The sequence below is a fragment of the Nocardia canadensis genome, assembly GCF_032656385.1.
Classification (GTDB): Bacteria; Actinomycetota; Actinomycetes; order Mycobacteriales; family Mycobacteriaceae; genus Nocardia; species Nocardia canadensis.
This window is the reverse complement of record NZ_JAVCWB010000010.1, coordinates 411,205-429,581: the sequence shown is the minus strand read 5'-3', so window position 1 is coordinate 429,581 and position 18,377 is coordinate 411,205. Positions and strand designations below refer to the sequence as shown.

Annotated in this window: 16 protein-coding genes; 12 read left to right on the top strand and 4 right to left on the bottom strand. The window is 69.0% G+C overall.

What is annotated here, in order from left to right; genetic code table 11:
• Positions 1 to 242 precede the first annotated feature (242 nt).
• The 10 genes from Q7X29_RS25655 (at position 243) to Q7X29_RS25610 (ending at position 10,431) form a co-directional block, all read left to right on the top strand.
• The gene (locus Q7X29_RS25655; protein ID WP_316575598.1) at positions 243 to 1,016 is read left to right on the top strand and encodes a DivIVA domain-containing protein; all 774 of its coding nucleotides are present in this window, start codon (positions 243 to 245) and stop codon (positions 1,014 to 1,016) included.
• A gap of 87 nt (positions 1,017 to 1,103) precedes the next feature.
• The gene (locus Q7X29_RS25650) at positions 1,104 to 1,787 is read left to right on the top strand and encodes a YceD family protein (protein WP_316575597.1); all 684 of its coding nucleotides are present in this window, start codon (positions 1,104 to 1,106) and stop codon (positions 1,785 to 1,787) included.
• Between the two features lie 2 nt (positions 1,788 to 1,789).
• Positions 1,790 to 1,972: a 50S ribosomal protein L32 gene (gene rpmF, locus Q7X29_RS25645; RefSeq protein ID WP_022565580.1), complete on the top strand. Its 183-nt coding sequence runs from the start codon at positions 1,790 to 1,792 to the stop codon at positions 1,970 to 1,972.
• A 3-nt stretch (positions 1,973 to 1,975) separates the two neighbouring features.
• Positions 1,976 to 2,707, top strand: coding sequence for a ribonuclease III (gene rnc / locus Q7X29_RS25640; RefSeq protein WP_316575596.1), 732 nt, complete (start codon positions 1,976 to 1,978; stop codon positions 2,705 to 2,707).
• Positions 2,708 to 2,710: 3 nt separating this feature from the next.
• Positions 2,711 to 3,571: a bifunctional DNA-formamidopyrimidine glycosylase/DNA-(apurinic or apyrimidinic site) lyase gene (gene mutM / locus Q7X29_RS25635; RefSeq protein ID WP_316575595.1), complete on the top strand. Its 861-nt coding sequence runs from the start codon at positions 2,711 to 2,713 to the stop codon at positions 3,569 to 3,571.
• A gap of 63 nt (positions 3,572 to 3,634) precedes the next feature.
• Positions 3,635 to 4,216, top strand: a complete 582-nt coding sequence (locus Q7X29_RS25630; RefSeq protein WP_316575594.1) for a dihydrofolate reductase family protein — start codon at positions 3,635 to 3,637, stop codon at positions 4,214 to 4,216.
• 5 nt (positions 4,217 to 4,221) lie between these two features.
• Complete coding sequence (locus Q7X29_RS25625; RefSeq protein ID WP_316575593.1) at positions 4,222 to 5,256, top strand: PHP domain-containing protein; 1,035 nt, start codon at positions 4,222 to 4,224, stop codon at positions 5,254 to 5,256.
• Between the two features lie 95 nt (positions 5,257 to 5,351).
• Positions 5,352 to 6,836: a PstS family phosphate ABC transporter substrate-binding protein gene (locus Q7X29_RS25620; RefSeq protein ID WP_316575592.1), complete on the top strand. Its 1,485-nt coding sequence runs from the start codon at positions 5,352 to 5,354 to the stop codon at positions 6,834 to 6,836.
• 284 nt (positions 6,837 to 7,120) lie between these two features.
• The gene (locus tag Q7X29_RS25615) at positions 7,121 to 8,290 is read left to right on the top strand and encodes a glycosyltransferase family 4 protein (RefSeq protein WP_316576338.1); all 1,170 of its coding nucleotides are present in this window, start codon (positions 7,121 to 7,123) and stop codon (positions 8,288 to 8,290) included.
• On the top strand, positions 8,287 to 10,431 hold the full coding sequence (locus Q7X29_RS25610; protein WP_218719265.1) for an amylo-alpha-1,6-glucosidase: 2,145 nt from the start codon (positions 8,287 to 8,289) through the stop codon (positions 10,429 to 10,431). Before Q7X29_RS25615 ends, Q7X29_RS25610 begins: the two co-directional genes overlap by 4 nt.
• A gap of 48 nt (positions 10,432 to 10,479) precedes the next feature.
• Here the strand turns inward: Q7X29_RS25610 and Q7X29_RS25605 are convergent, their stop codons facing one another.
• The 4 genes from Q7X29_RS25605 to Q7X29_RS25590 are packed head-to-tail and all read right to left on the bottom strand — an operon-like array spanning position 10,480 to position 15,257.
• On the bottom strand, positions 10,480 to 11,349 hold the full coding sequence (locus tag Q7X29_RS25605; protein WP_316575591.1) for a potassium-transporting ATPase subunit C: 870 nt from the start codon (positions 11,347 to 11,349) through the stop codon (positions 10,480 to 10,482).
• 1 nt (position 11,350) lies between these two features.
• Positions 11,351 to 13,498 carry a potassium-transporting ATPase subunit KdpB gene (kdpB, locus tag Q7X29_RS25600; RefSeq protein ID WP_316575590.1) on the bottom strand — a complete coding sequence of 716 codons (2,148 nt, stop codon included), beginning with the start codon at positions 13,496 to 13,498 and terminating at the stop codon, positions 11,351 to 11,353.
• A 1-nt stretch (position 13,499) separates the two neighbouring features.
• The gene (kdpA, locus tag Q7X29_RS25595; protein WP_316575589.1) at positions 13,500 to 15,170 is read right to left on the bottom strand and encodes a potassium-transporting ATPase subunit KdpA; all 1,671 of its coding nucleotides are present in this window, start codon (positions 15,168 to 15,170) and stop codon (positions 13,500 to 13,502) included.
• A complete protein-coding gene (locus tag Q7X29_RS25590) occupies positions 15,171 to 15,257 on the bottom strand; it encodes a potassium-transporting ATPase subunit F (protein WP_218719288.1) in 87 nt (28 codons plus the stop codon).
• Positions 15,258 to 15,621: 364 nt separating this feature from the next.
• Between Q7X29_RS25590 and Q7X29_RS25585 the strand changes: the two genes are divergently transcribed.
• Entirely contained in the window at positions 15,622 to 15,786 is a 165-nt protein-coding gene (locus Q7X29_RS25585) for a hypothetical protein (RefSeq protein WP_218719269.1), read from the top strand.
• Positions 15,783 to 18,326: a sensor histidine kinase gene (locus tag Q7X29_RS25580; protein ID WP_316575587.1), complete on the top strand. Its 2,544-nt coding sequence runs from the start codon at positions 15,783 to 15,785 to the stop codon at positions 18,324 to 18,326. Before Q7X29_RS25585 ends, Q7X29_RS25580 begins: the two co-directional genes overlap by 4 nt.
• Positions 18,327 to 18,377: the final 51 nt, after the last annotated feature.

Here is an 18,377-nt window from a genome sequence, read left to right as displayed (position 1 = left end):
CGATCGCAATGAACGAGCGTCGAGGAGTACAACAGCAATAAACGTGCAGTGCTTCCCGGCGGACGGCGTTGTCGTGCCTACCGATGGTAGCGGAAGTGGAGGGATTCACTCCACTTGATATCTGTGCGATCTAGGACACTCTCGCGACACACCGCGACGACATTCGGAACACGCGCCGCCGACGGGCACACTGGGCCACGGCGGTAGTGGTTTCGCCGTGAGCAAGCAGGAGGGTAGTGAGCATGTATCGCGTATTCGAAGCACTCGACGAACTGGTCGCCATCGTCGAAGAGGCGCGCGGCATCCCGCCGACTCGCAGCTGCATCGTGCCGCGCGGCGATGTCCTCGAACTGCTCGACGACGTCCGCGACGCCCTGCCCGGTGAGCTCGACGACGCCCAGGACGTCCTCGATCATCGCGACAAGATCGTCGGCGACGCCCGCACCGGCGCCGAGACCACCATCACCTCGGCCAACGACCAGGCGCGTACCACCATCGAGAACGCCCGCGCCGAGGCCGACCGCATCCTCGCCGACGCCAAGGCGCACGCCGACCGGATGGTCGCCGAGGCCACCACGCACGCCGATCGCCTGGTCGCGACCGCGCAGGCCGAGGCCGAGCAGGTGATCGCCGACGGCAACGCCGAGTACGACGAACTCACCAGCCGCGCCCAGATCGACGCCGACCGGGCCATCCAGGCGGGCAAGGACTCCTACGAGCGCTCGGTCGCCGACGGCAAGGCCGAGCAGGCCCGGCTGGTCGCCCAGACCGAGGTCGTGCGGGCCGCGCACGCCGAGTCGGCGCGCCTGATCGACGACGCCCAGGCCGAGGCCGACCGGGTCCGCGCCGAATGCGACGACTACGTCGACGAGCAGATGGCCGATTTCGGTGGCAGGCTCGCCGCGATGGAGGAGACGCTGAGCACCACGCGGCGCACGATCACCCGCGGTCGCCAGCAGATGCGCGGCGGTCAGGCGGCCGAATACCCGGAATACGCCGCCGAGCACCGGCGCTGACCGCACTCCCGCGTTTTGAGTTCCGACGGGGTCCTGCCGTACTGTTGAGTGGTTGCCCAAATCCCCTCAGAAGTAAGTGAGTCAGTGATGCCCGCCGCTTCCGGTTCGCCGTCGCGTCCGCACAAGACCAGTGGTCCTGTGTCCGACGCGGGCTTCGTGCTGGATGTCCGCAGCCTCGGCCGTCGGCCGGGGACCATGCGGGAGCTGCGTCGCACCGTCACCGACCATGAGCGGCTGGGTCTGGATCTGATCGCCATCCCGGCCGACGCCGCGGTGGAACTCGACCTGCAGTTGCAGGCCGTCTCGGAGGGTGTGCTGGTCACCGGCACGGCGTCCGGGCCGACGGTGGGGGAGTGCTCGCGCTGCCTGGAACCGTTCGACGACCAGGTCGAGATTCGTCTGACGGAGCTGTTCGCGTATCCGGACAGCACCACCGAGCAGACGACCGAGGACGACGAGGTCTACCGCATGGAAGACGACCTCATCGACCTCGAGCCGGTGATCCTCGACGCCATCGGGCTGGAGCTTCCGCTGCAGCCGCTGTGCACCCCGGACTGCGCGGGCCTGTGCCCCGAGTGCGGTGTGCGGATGGCGATTGCGGGTCCTGATCACGGGCATGAGATACTGGACCCTCGCTGGGCCAAGTTGGCGAGTTTCGCCGCAGAGGCGCCCGGCACCGGCGACCCCGCTGAGGGTTCCACCACCCCAGACCGATCCGCTCCCGTGGCAAACGATGCCCACGTGGCCAGCGAAAACACAGAGGAGAAGTAGCCGTGGCTGTTCCCAAGCGCCGGATGTCCCGTTCCAACACCCGGTCGCGGCGCAGCCAGTGGAAGGCCGTCGCGCCGACCCTGGTCACCTGCCCGAACCGTGCCTGCGGTGAGAAGACCCTCCCGCACATCGCGTGCCCGTCCTGCGGCACCTACAAGGGCCGCCAGGTCACTGCTGCTGTCTGATTCGTGACAGCCAGCAAAGACACCGCGGGCTCGGCCGATCACGCCAGCCTGCTCACCGCACTCGGTGTCGACGTACGACCGGAGCTTCTGCGCCTCGCGCTGACGCACCGGTCGTACGCGTACGAGAACGGTGGTTTGCCGACCAACGAGCGCCTCGAGTTTCTCGGCGACTCGGTTCTCGGTCTGAGCATCACCGAGCGCCTCTACACCGAGCACCCCGAGAAGTCCGAGGGCGAGCTCGCGAAGCTGCGCGCCAGCGTGGTGAACATGCACGCGCTCGCCGAGGTGGCGCGTGGTCTCGGTGACGGCGGACTCGGTCAGTACCTGCTGCTCGGCAAGGGCGAAGAGCTCACCGGCGGCCGTGACAAGCCGAGCATCCTCGCCGACGGCATGGAGTCCCTGCTCGGCGCCGTGCATCTCGAGCACGGCATCGAGGTGGCCCGTGGCGTCGTGTTGCGCCTGTTCGCCGAACTGCTCGAGCGCGGCCCCCGCATGGGCGCCGGCCTCGACTGGAAGACCAGCCTGCAGGAGCTCACCGCCGAGCGTGGCCTCGGTGTGCCCAATTACGAGATCACCTCCACCGGCCCGGACCACAACAAGGAGTTCACCGCGACCACGGTGATCGCCGGTCGTCCGTACGGGCAGGGCGTCGGCCGCTCCAAGAAGGAAGCCGAGCAGAAGGCCGCGGGCACCGCCTACAAGGCACTCACCGCCGAATCCTCCGACGAAGCCTGACCCGTGCCCGAACTGCCCGAAGTCGAGGTGGTGCGGCGCGGTTTGGCCGATCACGCGGTCGGCCGGGCGATCGATGCCGTCACCGTCACCCATCCCCGGGCCGTGCGCAGGCACGTGGCGGGCGGCGCCGATCTGGCGGCCCGGCTCACCGGTCTGAAGATCGAGGGCGCGCAGCGCCGCGGCAAGTACCTGTGGCTCACCTTCGACGAGCCGGACACCGCCTTGGTCGTCCATCTGGGCATGAGCGGGCAGATGCTCGTGCAGCCCGCGGACGCCCCGGTCGAGAAGCACGCCCACATCCGCGCTGTCCTCGGGGACGGCAGTGAGCTGCGGTTCGTCGACCAGCGCACCTTCGGCGGCTGGGCGCTGGCCGATCTCGTCGAGGTCGACGGCACCGTGGTCCCGGACTCCGTCGCCCACATCGCCCGCGATCCGCTGGATCCGCGCTTCGACGCCGAGGCCGTGGTCGCGGCGATCCGGGCCAAGAACACCGAGATCAAGCGGGTGCTGCTCGATCAGACCGTGGTGTCGGGCATCGGCAACATCTACGCCGACGAGGCGCTGTGGCGGACCGGTCTGCACGGTACCCGGGTGGCCGCCGAGCTCACCCGGCCGGTGGTGCGCCGGCTGCTCGAGGGCGTCGGCGCGGTCATGAACGAGGCGCTGGCCGTCGGCGGTACCTCCTTCGACGCGCTGTATGTGAACGTGAACGGCGAATCCGGCTATTTCTCCCGGTCGCTGGCCGCTTACGGCCGTGCGAACGAGCCGTGTGACCGGTGTGGCGCGCTGCTGATCCGCGAACAATTCATGAATCGCTCGTCGTTTTCCTGCCCGAAGTGTCAGCGGAAGCCTCGCCGTCGCTGATCCGGGCACGCTACCGTTTCTCCTGACAGGTCGTATCGGACCGGGTCCGTGCAGGAGGACGTTATGCGCAAGCTGACCTATTTCGTGGCATCGACGATCGACGGATTCATCGCCGCCGAGGACGGGACCCTGGACTTCTTCCCGGTGGGCGGCGACCACGGGCCCGCGATCATCTCGCAGTATCCCGAGACCCTGCCGACCAAGGTGCGCGAGGCACGCGGCATCGCGGCGGGCAATGTCTACTTCGACACCGTGATCATGGGCCGCAAGACCCATGACTTCGGGGTGCGCACCGGCACCGCCAGCCCCTACGAGCACCTGCGCCAGTTCGTGGTGTCCACGACGCTGCCCGAGCCGCCGGCGCCCGGGGTCGAGCTGATCAGCGCCGACCCGATCGCCGCCGTGCGCGAGCTCAAACGGGAGTCGGGGCTGGGAATCTGGCTGTGCGGCGGCGGTGAGCTGGCGCAGACGCTGCTGCCCGAGATCGACCAGGTGTTCCTCAAGCTGCATCCGGTGGTGCTCGGCACCGGCCGTCCGCTGTTCGGCGGTGGCGCGAAACTGCCCGAGCCGGAACGCTTCCGGGTGATCACCAGTCGCGTGTACGCCGATGGTGTCGCCTTCCTCAAGTACGGCCGGATCGGGTAGCGCCGATGTCGGCGGCGGGTCCGGGCCCGGTGGCGGCGCTGCGCGAGATCGGTTTCTGGCTCGAGCGATCGCGCGCCGAGACCCATCGGGTGAAGGCGTATCGCCGTGCCGCCGACATCGTCGACGAACTCTCGGAGTCCGAGCGGGCGACCCGCGCGAGCGAGCACAGCTGGCGGGACCTGCCCGGCATCGGCCCCAAGACCGCCGCCGTCATCGAACAGGCCTGCGCCGGTGCGGTTCCCGACTACCTGGCCGAGCTGCGCGGGGCCGCCCGCCCCATCGCCCCGGCCGGTGATCCGCTGCGCACCCTGCTGCGCGGTGACCTGCACACCCATTCGGACTGGTCCGACGGCGGTAGCCCGATCGCGGAGATGATGGGCGTGGCCGCCGCGCTCGGCCACGAATACTGTGCGTTGACCGATCACTCGCCGCGGCTCAAGGTCGCCAACGGTCTGTCCGCCGACCGTCTGCTGCGCCAGCTCGACGTGATCGCCGGCCTCCAGGAGCAGCTGGCGCCGTTTCGCATCCTCACCGGCATCGAGGTCGACATCCTCGACGACGGCACCCTCGACCAGCGCGCCGACCTGTTGGAACGCCTCGATATCGTTGTCGCCAGCGTGCATTCACATCTGCGCGACGACAGCGCCACCATGACCAAGCGCATGGTCTACGCCGTGGCGAACCCGAATGTCGACGTCCTCGGCCACTGCACCGGCCGGCTCGTCGAAGGCGGTCGCGGCACCCGCCCCGAGTCCAGCTTCGACGCCGAACTCGTCTTCGAGGCCTGCCGCAAGTACGGCACCGCCGTCGAGATCAACAGCCGCCCCGAACGCCGTGACCCGCCCGGGCGGTTGATCGACCTGGCCGTGGAGATGGGCTGCCATTTCAGTATCGACACCGACGCCCACGCCCCCGGCCAGTTGGCGTGGCAGGGGTACGGGTGCGAGCGCGCGCTGGCCAACGGCGTTCCGGCCGAGCGGGTGATCAACACCTGGGCGGTCGACGAGCTGCTGAGCTGGTGCGCGACGACCACCGGGTGAAGACTCGCCGAACAACCGGCGCCGGACGCCGCGGTGGCGGATCGACCTGATAGACAGTCGGTTACAGGTATCCGGGGTGTGGGGGAGGGGAGCCGATGGGCGAGTTCCCGATCGAGATCGTGCTGTCGGCACTCGGTCTGTTCGTGGCGACGGCCGCGTTCCTGCGGGAGTTCGTCTTCGTCGGTCGCAAGCGCCTCGGCTACCGCGTGCAGATGAACACCCCCGCCAGCCGGATCCAGCTCGCCGACCCCCACAGCGGGGCCACCGGGGGCAACTCGGCGGCGGAGCCGGTGTCGGTGGTGCTGATCCGCATCGAGAACTACGGCTCCACGGTGATCGAGGCCGACGACTACGCCGGGGAGAGCCCGCGACTGCTGTTCCCGCACCACACGATCCGGGCGCTCGAGGTCACCGAGCGGGTCACTCGGACCGGGCAGTCGGTCACCGCGCTCAGCGACGCCCTGCGCGAGCTGGCCTCCACGGTGGGCGCGGACAATGCCGCGCGGATCGTGCTGCCGAGCGAACGGCTCGAGCGCGGCGAGCACTACAAGGTGCTGGCGGTGCTGTCGGGTCCGGCGCCCGATCCGCAGGACGTCAACGCGGCGAAGGTGGTGACCAAGGCGGGCGGCCTCAAGGGCGGCCGGTTCGTCGAGACCACCAGCCGCTCCGGCCGCGAGCCCGCGCTGCTCGGCCTGAGCGTGTTCCTCGCCCTGGTGGTGATGGTGCAGTTGCTGGCCACCGTGCTGCGCGGTGATCCGCCGCCGCGCGACTGCGCCGCGGGTGAGTTGCGCGTCGTCGGTTCCACCGCGATGGCCCCGATGATCCGCAAGGCCGCGCACAACTACGAGAAGACCTGCACCGGAGCGCGATTCAGCTTCGATTTCGCCGGGACCGAACCCGGTCTGCGCACGATCACCAAGGCGGGTCCGACCCCGGACCTGCTCGCGATCGGCGACGGCGCCAAGGGCACCTCGTTCGAGGCGCTCACCGAGCTACCGCTGGCACGTGGGTCGTTCTCGTTGGTCGTGCACCCGGGCGTCGGCCTGAAAGACCTCTCGACCCAGCAGATCCGGGACCTGTACCGGGGAAACATCAAGAACTGGAGCCAGATCGGCGGTCCCGATCTGCCGGTGGTCCTGATCGACCGGACCGCGGGCTCGGGCACTCGCCGGGCACTGGAATCGCGGCTGCTCGAGGACCACCGCAAGGTGTTCCGCTACACCAGCTGCATCGGCATGGCCGCGGGCGGCGAGCAGTGCGAGGTCGACGTCACCGACGAAGTGGCTACGTTTGTTGCCAAAATCCCTGGCGCGGTGGGATATCTGGAGACCTCGGCGGTCGGGGCGGAGACCAGGGCGGTCGCGATCGACGGGGTGAGCCCGACGCCCGAGACCATCCGGTCCGGTGCCTACCGGTTCACGGGCGTGGAGTACGCCTACACGCACGGTCCGATCGCCGGTGATTCGCTGGTCGCGCAGTTCTTGGACTATCTGACGCGGGGTAAGGCCAGGCTCACCATGACCGAGTTCGGCAACATCCCGTGCGTCGACCCGGTCGAACCGAAATTCTGTACGCCGTAGACCGCCTCTGACGGCGTAATCTCCTGTCTCGTTGGGCATTCGCCGACACGATTTGCCAGCAACCCGCTGGTTTACTCCCCGGTAGCGGGGTACGTTCCACTACGGCCCCTCTGTTCAGCCGGGCACCCGCGTGGTGTGCTCCCCGTCTGGCCAGGCCAACCATGCCCCATGGACGGCGGTGAAGCTCTCGTCTCCACCCCCGCCGAGGCGGCCATCTCTTGTTCGCGCAAGTGTTGCGAGGTTGTGTCCCTGGAAGGAAGGTCATGAGTGCAGATACGTCGGCAATGTCGCCGACCGGGCTCTCCACGTCCGATCTCTATTCGATCGAGCACAACGGCGGCCCACTGCGGATCGCGATGGTGGTTCCACCGTATTTCGACGTCCCCCCGAAGGCCTACGGCGGCGTCGAGGCCGTAGTCGCCGATCTGGTCGACTCGCTGTGTGAGCGCGGCCATCACGTCACCCTGTTCGGCGCGGGCGAGCCGGGTACCAAGGCGGATTTCGTTCCGCTGTGGGACCGGATCGTCCCGGAACGACTCGGTGATCCGTTCCCCGAGGTGGTGCACGCGCTGCGCGTGCGCCGCGCGATCGAGCGTCTGGCCGAGACCCAAGGCATCGACCTGGTGCACGATCACACCTTCGCCGGCCCGCTCAACGCCCCGGCGTACGCCAATCTGGGCCTGCCGACGGTGGTCACCGTGCACGGGCCGGTGCAGGACGACTGCTACCGCTACTACCGCGAATTGGGCGAGGAATGCTCGCTCGTCGCGATCAGCGACCGGCAGCGCGAACTCGCGCCCGAACTGCCGTGGGCGGGCCGGGTGCACAACGCGCTGCGGCCGGACCAGTGGCCGTTCGTGACCGAGAAGCAGGACTACGCGCTGTTCCTCGGCCGCTTCACCATGGACAAGGGGCCGCATCTGGCACTCGACGCCGCGCACGCGGCGGGCATCCCGCTCATCCTGGCGGGCAAGTGTTCCGAGCCGCCGGAAAAGGCCTATTTCGAGGAATACGTGCGACCGCGGCTGACCGACGCCGATCATGTGTTCGGCCTCGCCGACGCGGCGGCCAAGCGTAAACTGTTGTCCGGAGCACGGTGTCTGCTGTTCCCCATTCGCTGGGAGGAGCCGTTCGGCATGGTGATGATCGAGTCGATGGTCTGCGGAACGCCGGTGGTCGCGTTGCGCGGTGGTGCCGTGGCCGAGGTCGTGGTCGACGGTGTCACCGGGCGCATCTGCGAGGAACCGGACGAACTGCCCGCCGCCATCGCCGAGGTCGCGACGTTCGATCCGGCAGCCTGCCGGGCGCACGTGGAAGCGAATTTCGGCGCCGACACCCTCGGTGGCGGCTATGAGCAGGTGTACCGGCAACTGCTGGCCCGCACCACGATCGGCTACGGCAACGCCTTCACGATGCCGATGCCGGTCGGGGCGGCGGTGAGTGGGCGCGGATGAGCCTGAACAACGCGTCGTCGCCGAGCCCGCTCAACGCGGGGGAACCCGCGGGGCTCGGCGGCAACGGCGGCAACGTCACCCTGGTCGAAGGCGGCACCTTCTGCCTGTCCGATCGGCTCGGTGACATCGAGCCCGGCAAGCCGCAGGGTCTGTTCTTCCGTGACGCGCGGGTGATCTCGCGCTGGGAGCTGATGATCGACGGTAAGCGGCCGGAGCCGCTGTCGGTCCTCAGCCCGGAGGCCTTCGCAGGGCGGTTCGTGCTGCGCAGGCCGCCGCAGCAAGGTCGTGCCGACAGCACCCTGCTGGTCGTGCGCGACCGGCTCGTCGCCGAGGGCATGCACGAGCTGATCACCCTGGAGAACATGAGCCGTGAGGCCACCGCGGTGGTGCTCGAACTGCACGTCGACGCCGATTTCGTCGACCTGTTCTCGGTGAAGGAAGGCCGGATGGGCGGGCGCCGCGCGGAGATGACGACCTCCGACGGCGAACTGCTGCTGCACGACCGGGCCGACCTGTCGCGCGGGCTCGCGCTCACCTCGACGGTCGAGCCGATGGTGCTGCCCGGCACCATGATCTGGCGCGTCGTCGTGCCCGCGGGTGGCCGCTGGCAGACCGAGATCACCGCGCAACCGGCGGGTGCCGCGCAGCGCCCGCAGACCCAGGGCACCCCCGGTGAGCGCTACCGGGCCAGCGAACCGGTACGCAAGATCCAGGCATGGCGGGCCACCGCCACCGACATCAGCGCCGATTCCGGGTTGCTCAACCAGATCCTGCGCCGCACCGAGAGCGACCTGGGCGCGTTGCAGATCCACACCGATTCCGGCACGGGCAGACCGTTCGTCGCCGCGGGCGCGCCCTGGTTCATGACGCTGTTCGGCCGGGACTCGCTGCTCACGGCATGGATGTCGCTGCCGCTGGAGACCGACCTGGCCCTGGGCACGCTGCAGCAGTTGGCCGAATTGCAGGGCCAGACGGTCGATCCGCTGGTGGAGGAGGAACCGGGCCGGATCATGCACGAGATGCGGCGCGGCCCCTCGGTCGGTCAGGTGCTCGGCGGGCAGATCTACTACGGCACCGTCGACGCCACACCGCTGTTCGTGATGCTGCTGGCCGAGTGCCTGCGCTGGGGCGCCGACCCGGCCTCGATCGCGACCCTGCTGCCCGCGGCCGATGCCGCGATCGGCTGGATCACCGATTTCGGCGACCGCGACGACGACGGGTTCGTCGAGTACGTGCGCGCCACCGATCGCGGGCTGATCAACCAGGGCTGGAAGGACAGCTTCGACGGGATCAACGACGCCGCGGGGCATATCGCGCAGGCCCCGATCGCGCTGTGCGAGGTGCAGGGGTACGTGTACGCGGCGTATCTGGCCCGGGCGGAGCTGGCCGATCAGTTCGACGATCCCGCGATGGCGACGCGGATGCGCGAGCGGGCCGCCGAGCTACGAACCAAGTTCGCCGAGCAGTTCTGGCTACCTCAGTGCGGTTGGTACGCGGTGGCCCTGGACGGCAGCAAGCGGCAGGTCGACGCGCTCACCAGCAACGCGGCGCACTGCCTGTGGTCGGGGATCGCCACCGACGAACACGCCGAGAGCCTGATCGCGAATCTGGCCAAGGCCGAGATGGATTCGGGGTTCGGTCTCCGCACGCTGGCCTCGACCATGGGCGCCTACAACCCGATGAGTTATCACTGCGGTTCGGTGTGGCCGCACGACACGGCGATCGCGGTCGCCGGGTTGATGCGGTACCAGCACGTGCCGGGCGCGGTGGCATTGGCGACGAAGCTGTCGGCCGGATTGCTCGACGCCGCTGCCGCGTTCGACGGCAGGCTGCCCGAGTTGTTCTGCGGTTTCCCGCGTGCCCGCTTCGCGTCGCCGGTGCCCTATCCCACCTCGTGTTCGCCGCAGGCGTGGGCCAGTGCCGCGCCGCTGCTGCTGGTGCGCTCGTTCCTCGGGCTCGACCCCGATGTGCCCGCCAAGACCCTGACCGTGCGGCCGCAGGTGCCGCAGGCGTGGGGGTGTGTGCGGCTCTCGGAGTTCCGGCTCGGTGACGTCACCGTCGATGTCGAGGTCTGCGGGTCGGCGGTGACCGTGACCGGCTTGCCCGAAGGATGGGCGCTGATCACCGACGAGCAGTCCTAGGACGGCACAGGGGCCGGACCCGTGGTGGATCCGGCCCCTGCTCAGGACTCAGCCGCGGACGGGAAACCGTTCGTCCAGAGCGAGATTGAGCTCGACGACATTCACCCGGGGCTCGCCGAGGAACCCGAGCGTGCGCCCGGCGGTGTGCGCCGCGACCAGATCACGCACCTGATCGCCGGTGAGGCCGCGCGCCTTCGCCACCCGCTCGACCTGGATGGCCGCGTACGCGGGGGAGATGTGCGGGTCCAGGCCGCTGCCGCTCGCGGTGACCGCGTCGGCGGGGACCGCCGCTTCGGCCGGGGCGTCGCCGAGGATCGGGATGATCCGGCCGGCCGAGTAGTCCTCGCCTTCCTGCGCGCATTCCACGGTGACGCCGCGGAACGTGGCCAGGAACGGCCGCGCCGGGCAGAGCTCGTTGACGCTGACGACCTGCACCGGTCGCGACACATCGCCGTCGGCATCGCGCGGACCGATCACCGAGAGCACCGCGCCGACACCGTCTTTCGTGCAGAACTGGCGGGCGCCGTCGACCCCCTCACGGTCGCCGACCTCCTTCGATCGGGTGCACACGGTGGTGAGCAGGCTGGTGCGGGCGGCGGTGTCGACGATGTCCTCGGGACCCAGATTGCTCGCGGCGGTGGCCAGCGGGTCGTAGCCGTCGCCCGCGGCCGACGGGCGGCTCTGGAAGTACTGCACCATGGCCTTGCCGTCGGCGTCGGTGAACGACTGCCCGATCAGGCTGGAGCCCACCAGCTTTCCGTCCCGCTCGATCAGCGAGCCGTCGGCATTGTCGTGGAGTCCCGGCAGTTGCGCGACCGCGAAAACCGCGACGGGGTACACGATTCCGGTGATCGCGGTCAGCACGAGCAGGGCGCGCAGGGCGGCCAGGTGCTGGCGGATCCAGGTTGACATACGCATTTCAGGACATCCCGGGGAGGAGTTGGACGAGCAGGTCGATGATCTTGATGCCGAGGAACGGCGCGATGATGCCGCCCAGGCCGTAGATCGTCAGGTTGCGGCTCAACAGGGTCGAGGCATCGCTCGGCCGGTAGTCGACACCGCGCAGCGCCAGCGGGATGAGCGCCACGATGATGATCGCGTTGAAGATGACCGCGGACAGGATCGCCGACTGCGGGCTGGCCAGGCGCATGATGTTCAGCGCGTCCAGGCCGGGGAACAGCGCCACGAACAACGCGGGAATGATCGCGAAGTACTTGGCGATGTCATTGGCGATGGAGAACGTGGTGAGCGCGCCGCGGGTGATCAGCAGCTGCTTGCCGATCTCCACGATCTCGATCAGTTTGGTCGGGTCCGAATCGAGATCGACCATGTTGCCCGCCTCTTTGGCGGCCGAGGTGCCGGTGTTCATCGCCACGCCCACGTCGGCCTGGGCCAGCGCGGGAGCGTCGTTGGTGCCGTCGCCGGTCATCGCGACCAGGCGGCCGCCGTCCTGCTCCTTCTTGATCAGGGCGAGCTTGTCCTCCGGCGTCGCCTCGGCGAGGAAGTCGTCCACCCCCGCTTCGTCGGCGATCGCCTTCGCGGTGAGCGGGTTGTCGCCGGTGATCATCACCGTGCGAATGCCCATGCGGCGCATCTCGTCGAAGCGTTCCCGCATGCCCTGCTTGACGACGTCCTTGAGATGGATGACACCGAGCAGCCGCGGGGTGCCGTCCTTGACCTCACCGACCACCAGCGGCGTGCCGCCCGAGGCCGAGATGCCGTCGACGATCGCCGTGGCGTCGCTGGGGACCGAACCACCCTGGGCCCGAACCCATTCGATCACCGCACCCGCTGCCCCCTTGCGCAGCTGGTGCCCATCGGCGAGGTCGACACCCGACATGCGGGTCTGCGCGGTGAACTCCACCCAGGTGGCACCGGGCAGCTCGCCCGCGGAACGTTCCCGCTTGTCGAACGTCTGCTTGGCGAACACGACGATCGACCGCCCCTCCGGCGTCTCGTCGGCCAGGCTCGACAGCTGGGCGGCGTCGGCGAGTTCGTCGTCGAGAATGCCCGGCATCGGGACGAACGCGGCCGCCTGCCGGTTGCCGAGGGTGATGGTGCCGGTCTTGTCGAGCAGCAGCGTGTTCACATCGCCCGCCGCTTCGACCGCGCGGCCCGACATGGCCAGCACATTGCGCTGCACGAGGCGGTCCATCCCGGCGATGCCGATGGCCGAGAGCAGCGCGCCGATGGTGGTCGGGATGAGGCAGACCAGCAACGAGACCATCACGATGCCGGTGATGCCGTGCGCGTCCAGCGCCGAAGTATCCGGCACGCCGGGGTTGTTCGACTTGGCGAAGATCGCCAGCGGCTGCAGCGTGGTGACCGCGAAGACGAAGATGATCGTGAGCGCGGCCAGCAGGATGTTGAGCGCGATCTCGTTCGGGGTCTTCTGGCGGCTGGCGCCTTCGACGAGCGCGATCATCTTGTCGATGAAGCTGGCGCCGGGCTCCTGGGTGATCCGCACGACGATCCGGTCCGAGAGCACCGTGGTGCCGCCGGTGACGGCCGACCGGTCACCGCCGGATTCACGGATGACCGGGGCGGATTCGCCGGTGATGGCCGATTCGTCGACCGAGGCGATGCCTTCGACGACGTCACCGTCACCGGGGATGACCTGACCGGCCTCGACCACGACGACGTCACCGCGGCGCAGTTCGGTCGCGGCGACCCGTTCCTCGACGATGCGGCCACCGGGGGTCCAGTCGGCCAGCCTGCGCGCGACGGTGTCGGTCTTGGCCTTGCGCAGCGTGTCGGCCTGGGCCTTGCCGCGCCCCTCCGCGACGGCCTCGGCCAGGTTGGCGAAGACGACGGTGAGCCACAGCCACACCACGATCGCCCAGGCGAAGAAGCTCGGATCGGCGATCGCCAGGATGGTCGACCACGCCGCGCCGATCTCGACGATCAGCATGACGGGGTTCTTCCACAGCGTGCGCGGATCGAGTTTGCGCAGCGCGTCCGGCAGGGAGGTGAGCAGCAGCTTCGGATCCAGCACGCCCTTCTGTACGCCCTTGGTCCGGTGTTCGGGCCGCGGCGCGGCCGGTGTTTCGAGGGTGGGACTTGTCATCTCAGTGGATTCCTTCGGCGAGCGGCCCGAGCGCGAGGGCGGGCAGGAAGGTGAGCGCGACCAGGATCACCGTCACACCGACGACCATGCCGACGAACTGCGGCCGGTGCGTCGGCAGCGTGCCGATCGACGCGGGAGTGGTGCCCTGCTGGGCCAGCGAACCGGCCAGCGCCAGGACGAAGATGATCGGCAGGAACCGCCCGAACACCATGGCCAGGCCGAGCGCGGTGTTGAACCACTCGGTGTTGCCGGTGAGTCCGGCGAAGGCGGAACCGTTGTTGTTGGCCGCGGAGGTGAAGGCGTAGAGCACTTCCGAGAGGCCGTGCGGGCCGCTGTTGAGCATGCCGGCCCGCTGGCCGGGCAGTGCCATCGCGATCGCGGTGCCGATCAGCACGATCAGCGGACTCACCAGGAAATAGGAAGCGGCCAGCTTGATCTCGCGCGGCGTGATCTTCTTGCCGAGGTACTCCGGCGTGCGGCCGACCATCAGGCCCGCCACGAACACCGTGATCACGGCGAGGATCAGCATGCCGTAGAGACCGGAGCCGACACCACCGGGCGCGACCTCGCCCAGTTGCATGTTGAACATCGTCATCAGGCCGCCGAGGCTGGTGTAGGAATCGTGGAACGAGTTCACCGCGCCGGTCGAGGTGAGGGTGGTCGCGCCGGCGAAGGTCGCCGAATTCGCCACGCCGAAACGGGTTTCCACGCCCTCCATGGACGCGCCGATCGCGGTCGGCACCGTGCCGTGGTGCTGGAGCTGGAACAGGTTGGTCAGCGTGATGCTGGTGAGCGCGATGGTGCCCATCACCGCGACGATCGCGTAGCCCTGCTTGGTGCTGCCGACCATCCGGCCGAATGTGCGCGGCAGCGAGAACGCGATCACCATCAGCAGGAAGATCTCCAGGAAATTCGTCCAGGTGCTCGCGTTCTCGAACGGATGCGCCGCGTTGGCGTTGTAGAAGCCGCCGCCGTTGGTGCCGAGTTCCTTGATGACTTCCTGGCTCGCGACCGGGCCGCCGGTCAGCGTCTGCTCGGCGCCGCCGAGGGTCTGGGCGACCTGATCGTGTACGTGGAAGTTCTGGATGACACCGCCGGCGATCAGCACGATCGCGAAGACGAACGCGATCGGCAGCAGGATCCGCAGGGTGCCGCGTACCAGGTCGACCCAGAAGTTGCCGAGCTCACCGGTGTGGCGCCGGGCGAAGCCGCGCACCAGCGCGATCGCCACCGCCATGCCGACGGCCGCGGAGACGAAGTTCTGCACCGCCAGCCCGGCCATCTGCACGAGGTGGCCCTGGGTCGACTCGCCGGAGTAGTTCTGCCAGTTCGTGTTGGTGACGAAGCTGACGGCGGTGTTCCAGGCCAGCGCCGGGGTCATCTCGGTGCCGGGGTCGTTCAGATGCAGCGGCAGCGCGCCCTGCACCAGCTGGAAGAAGAACAGGAACAGGATGCCCACCGCCGAGAATGCCAGCACACTGCGGGCATAGACCGGCCAGGTCTGCTCGACCTCGGGTTTCGCGCCGATGGCACGGTAGATCAGCCGCTCGGCGCGGGAGTGCTTGTCGCTGCTGTAGACCCGGTACATGTAGTCGCCGAGCGGCACATGCACCAGGGCCAGCGTGATGACCAGGGCCGCCACGAAGGCGATCCCCGCTGTTGTCGTGTTCACCTAGAACCTCTCGGGAAAGAGCAGCGCCGCGACCATGTACACGGCGACGAGGACGGCCAGAACCAGACCGACAAGGTTCGCGATCACAGCTTCTCCACCCCCCGCTGGACCACGCCCAGCAGCGCGAAGATCGCCACGGTGAGCACCGTGAACACCACGACAGACATTTCCGACCTCCTTGCGCTCCGAGGTGAAGCGCCTAGGTGAGTGAAACGCCGGATCAGGGCTCGGCGTGGTTTCCTTACGACTCCTTAGCGCCGGGCGGCACGGCCTTTGCGAAATGTTGACGCGTCGCCCGGGGAAGGGCGTGAGGATGCCGTCAAGGCAGGGCCGATAGCCGTCAACACACCGTAAAGATCGAGATCAGGCCGTACTCGCGCGACTACAAAGGGTGTGCACCGGCGGGCGAAGGGCACCGCCGGCCCCTGTGTTCACGGAAAGAGAGATCGCGGTGTCTGTTGTGACCCTTGCGGTGATCTTCGGTTTCGTCGCATCGCTGCTGCTGATCCGGGTGCTCGGCCGGCTCAACACCTCACACGCACCGATGGTGACCGTCGGTGTGTTGCCGGTGCGCCCGCAGGCCCCGGCGCGTCGACCCGCGATGATGGACCGGTGAAACGCGGACAGCTGCGCATCTACCTCGGTGCTGCGCCGGGCGTCGGCAAGACCTACGCCATGCTCGGCGAGGCGCATCGGCGGCTGGAACGCGGCCGCGATGTGGTCGCGGCCGTCGTGGAGACGCACGGCCGGAAGAAGACCGCCGAACTGCTCGATGGCATCGAGCGGATTCCGGCGAAACTGATCGAGTACCGGGGGACGCACCTGCCCGAGCTCGACGTCGACGCCGTGCTGGCTCGCCGGCCCGCGGTGGTGCTCGTCGACGAGTTGGCGCACACGAACGCGCCGGGCAGCGTGCACGAGAAGCGCTGGCAGGACGTGGAGCAGTTGCTGGACGCGGGCATCGATGTCATCTCGACGGTCAATGTGCAGCACCTCGAGAGTCTCAACGACGTGGTCCAGCAGATCACCGGTATCGAGCAGCGCGAGACGGTGCCCGATGCCGTCGTCCGCACCGCGGACCAGGTAGAGCTCGTCGACCTGACGCCGGAGGCGTTGCGGCGCAGGCTTTCCCACGGCAATGTGTATGCCGCCGACAAGGTCGACGCGGCGCTGCGCAACTACTTCCGCCCCGGCAACCTGACCGCGTTGCGCGAACTCGCGCTGCTGTGGCTGGCCGACCAGGTGGACGCGGCGCTGGCCAAGTACCGGGCCGACCACAAGATCACCGAGCTGTGGGAGGCGCGCGAGCGCGTGGTCGTCGCGGTGACCGGCGGTCCCGAATCGGAGACCGTGGTGCGCCGGGCCGGCCGGATCGCGTCCAAGTCCAGCGCCGACCTGGTGGTGGTGCACGTGGTGCGCGGGGACGGGCTGGCCGGGGTGTCGACCGAGCGGATGGCCAAACTGCGTGAACTCGCCGCGGGTCTGGGCGCCTCGCTGCACACCGTGACCGGCGACGATGTGCCCACCGCGCTGCTCGAGTTCGCGCGCGAGGTGAACGCCACTCAGCTGGTGCTGGGCACCTCACGACGCTCGCGCTGGGCACGCATGCTCGACGAGGGCATCGGCTCCACCGTGGTGCAGCGCTCGGGCAAGATCGATGTCCACATGGTGACCCACGAGGAAGCCAATCGCGGCCTGCGCAGGCACTGGCTGCGCCCGCGGCGCCCGGTCAGCGCGTGGCTGGCCGCGGTCGTGGTGCCGGTGCTGGTGAGCCTGATCTGTGGGGTGCTCCTCGACGGCTGGTTACAGCTGGGCGGGCTCAGCGCCGTGTTCTTCGTCGGTGTCGTCGCGGTGGCGCTGTTCGGCGGCGTGGTACCCGCCGGACTCTCGGCCCTGCTGTCCGGGCTGCTGCTGAACTGGTATTTCACCGACCCGCGCTACAGCTTCACCATCGCCGAGCCGGACAACTTCGTGACCGTGGTGGTGCTGCTCATCGTCGCGGTCGCCGTCGCGGCCCTGGTGGATGTGGCCGCGAAGCGGACGCTGCAGGCGCGCAAGGCTTCCCGCGAGGCCGAACTGCTGACGATGTTCGCCGGGTCCGTGCTGCACGGCGCCGACCTGCCCAATCTGCTCGAACAGGTCCGCGAGACCTACGGCCAGCGCGCGGTGAGCCTGCGATCCGGGGACCAGGTCGTCGCCTCGGTGGGCACCGAGCCGCCGACCCGGCCGTCGCACGCTGACACCGTCATCGAGGCGGGGGACGCGCAGAGCCATCTGCTGCTGGCGGGCCGCCGGATCAATTCCACGGAGCGGCCGGTGCTCAACGCCGTCGCCAATCAGGCGGTCGGGCTGGTGCGCCAGGCCGCGCTGGCCGAGGAGGCCAGCGCCGCGGCGGCGCTGCTCGAGGCCGACCGGTTGCGCCGGGCCCTGCTGTCGGCGGTCAGCCACGACCTGCGGACCCCGCTGGCCGGGGCGAAGGCGGCCGTGTCCAGTCTGCGCAGCGACGATATCGAGTTCTCGGCCGAGGACACCGGTGAGCTGCTCGAGGCGATCGAGGAATCGGTCGACCAGCTGACCGCGCTGGTCGGCAACCTGCTCGACTCCTCGCGGCTGGCCGTCGGCGTCGTCACCCCGCAGCTGCGACGGGTGTACATGGACGAGGCGGTCCATCGCGCGCTGGTCAGCGTCGGGATGGGAACCCGTGGACTGCGCCGCGCGGCGATGGATCGGGTGAAGGTGGAGGTCGGTGAGGTCTCCGTGCTCGCCGACAGCGGTCTGCTCGAACGGGTGCTGGCCAACCTGATCGACAACGCGCTGCGGCACTCCGGCCGCGAGACGCCGGTCCGGGTGACCGCCGAACACGACGGGGACCGGGTGTCGATCGCGGTCGTCGACGTCGGCCCCGGTGTGCCGGCGGGGACCGAGGAGCAGTTGTTCGAACCGTTCCAGCGGCTCGGCGATCGGGACAACACCACCGGAGTGGGTCTCGGACTGTCGGTGGTCCGCGGTTTCGTGGAGGCGATGGGCGGCAACGTCCACGCCGAACCGACCCCCGGCGGCGGCTTGACCATGCTGGTCGACCTGCCGTCCGGGGTCGGCGCCGCGCCGGTCCCGGACGATGACAGCGCGGCCGATCCCGACGAGACTGACCGATGACCGCATCGGCGGTCGCCACAGATCAGGCCGGGCCGCCCGGCCACAATCCAG

What these genes read in the sequence shown, in the direction of transcription:
- Q7X29_RS25655 (WP_316575598.1), top strand. Translation starts at nt 243, where the DNA reads ATGTATCGCGTATTCGAAGCACTCGACGAACTGGTCGCCATCGTCGAA.
- Q7X29_RS25650 (WP_316575597.1), top strand. Translation starts at nt 1,104, where the DNA reads ATGCCCGCCGCTTCCGGTTCGCCGTCGCGTCCGCACAAGACCAGTGGT.
- Q7X29_RS25630 (WP_316575594.1), top strand. Translation starts at nt 3,635, where the DNA reads ATGCGCAAGCTGACCTATTTCGTGGCATCGACGATCGACGGATTCATC.
- Q7X29_RS25625 (WP_316575593.1), top strand. Translation starts at nt 4,222, where the DNA reads ATGTCGGCGGCGGGTCCGGGCCCGGTGGCGGCGCTGCGCGAGATCGGT.
- Q7X29_RS25620 (WP_316575592.1), top strand. Translation starts at nt 5,352, where the DNA reads ATGGGCGAGTTCCCGATCGAGATCGTGCTGTCGGCACTCGGTCTGTTC.
- Q7X29_RS25615 (WP_316576338.1), top strand. Translation starts at nt 7,121, where the DNA reads ATGTCGCCGACCGGGCTCTCCACGTCCGATCTCTATTCGATCGAGCAC.
- Q7X29_RS25610 (WP_218719265.1), top strand. Translation starts at nt 8,287, where the DNA reads ATGAGCCTGAACAACGCGTCGTCGCCGAGCCCGCTCAACGCGGGGGAA.
- Q7X29_RS25605 (WP_316575591.1), bottom strand. Translation starts at nt 11,349, where the DNA reads ATGCGTATGTCAACCTGGATCCGCCAGCACCTGGCCGCCCTGCGCGCC.
- kdpB (WP_316575590.1), bottom strand. Translation starts at nt 13,498, where the DNA reads ATGACAAGTCCCACCCTCGAAACACCGGCCGCGCCGCGGCCCGAACAC.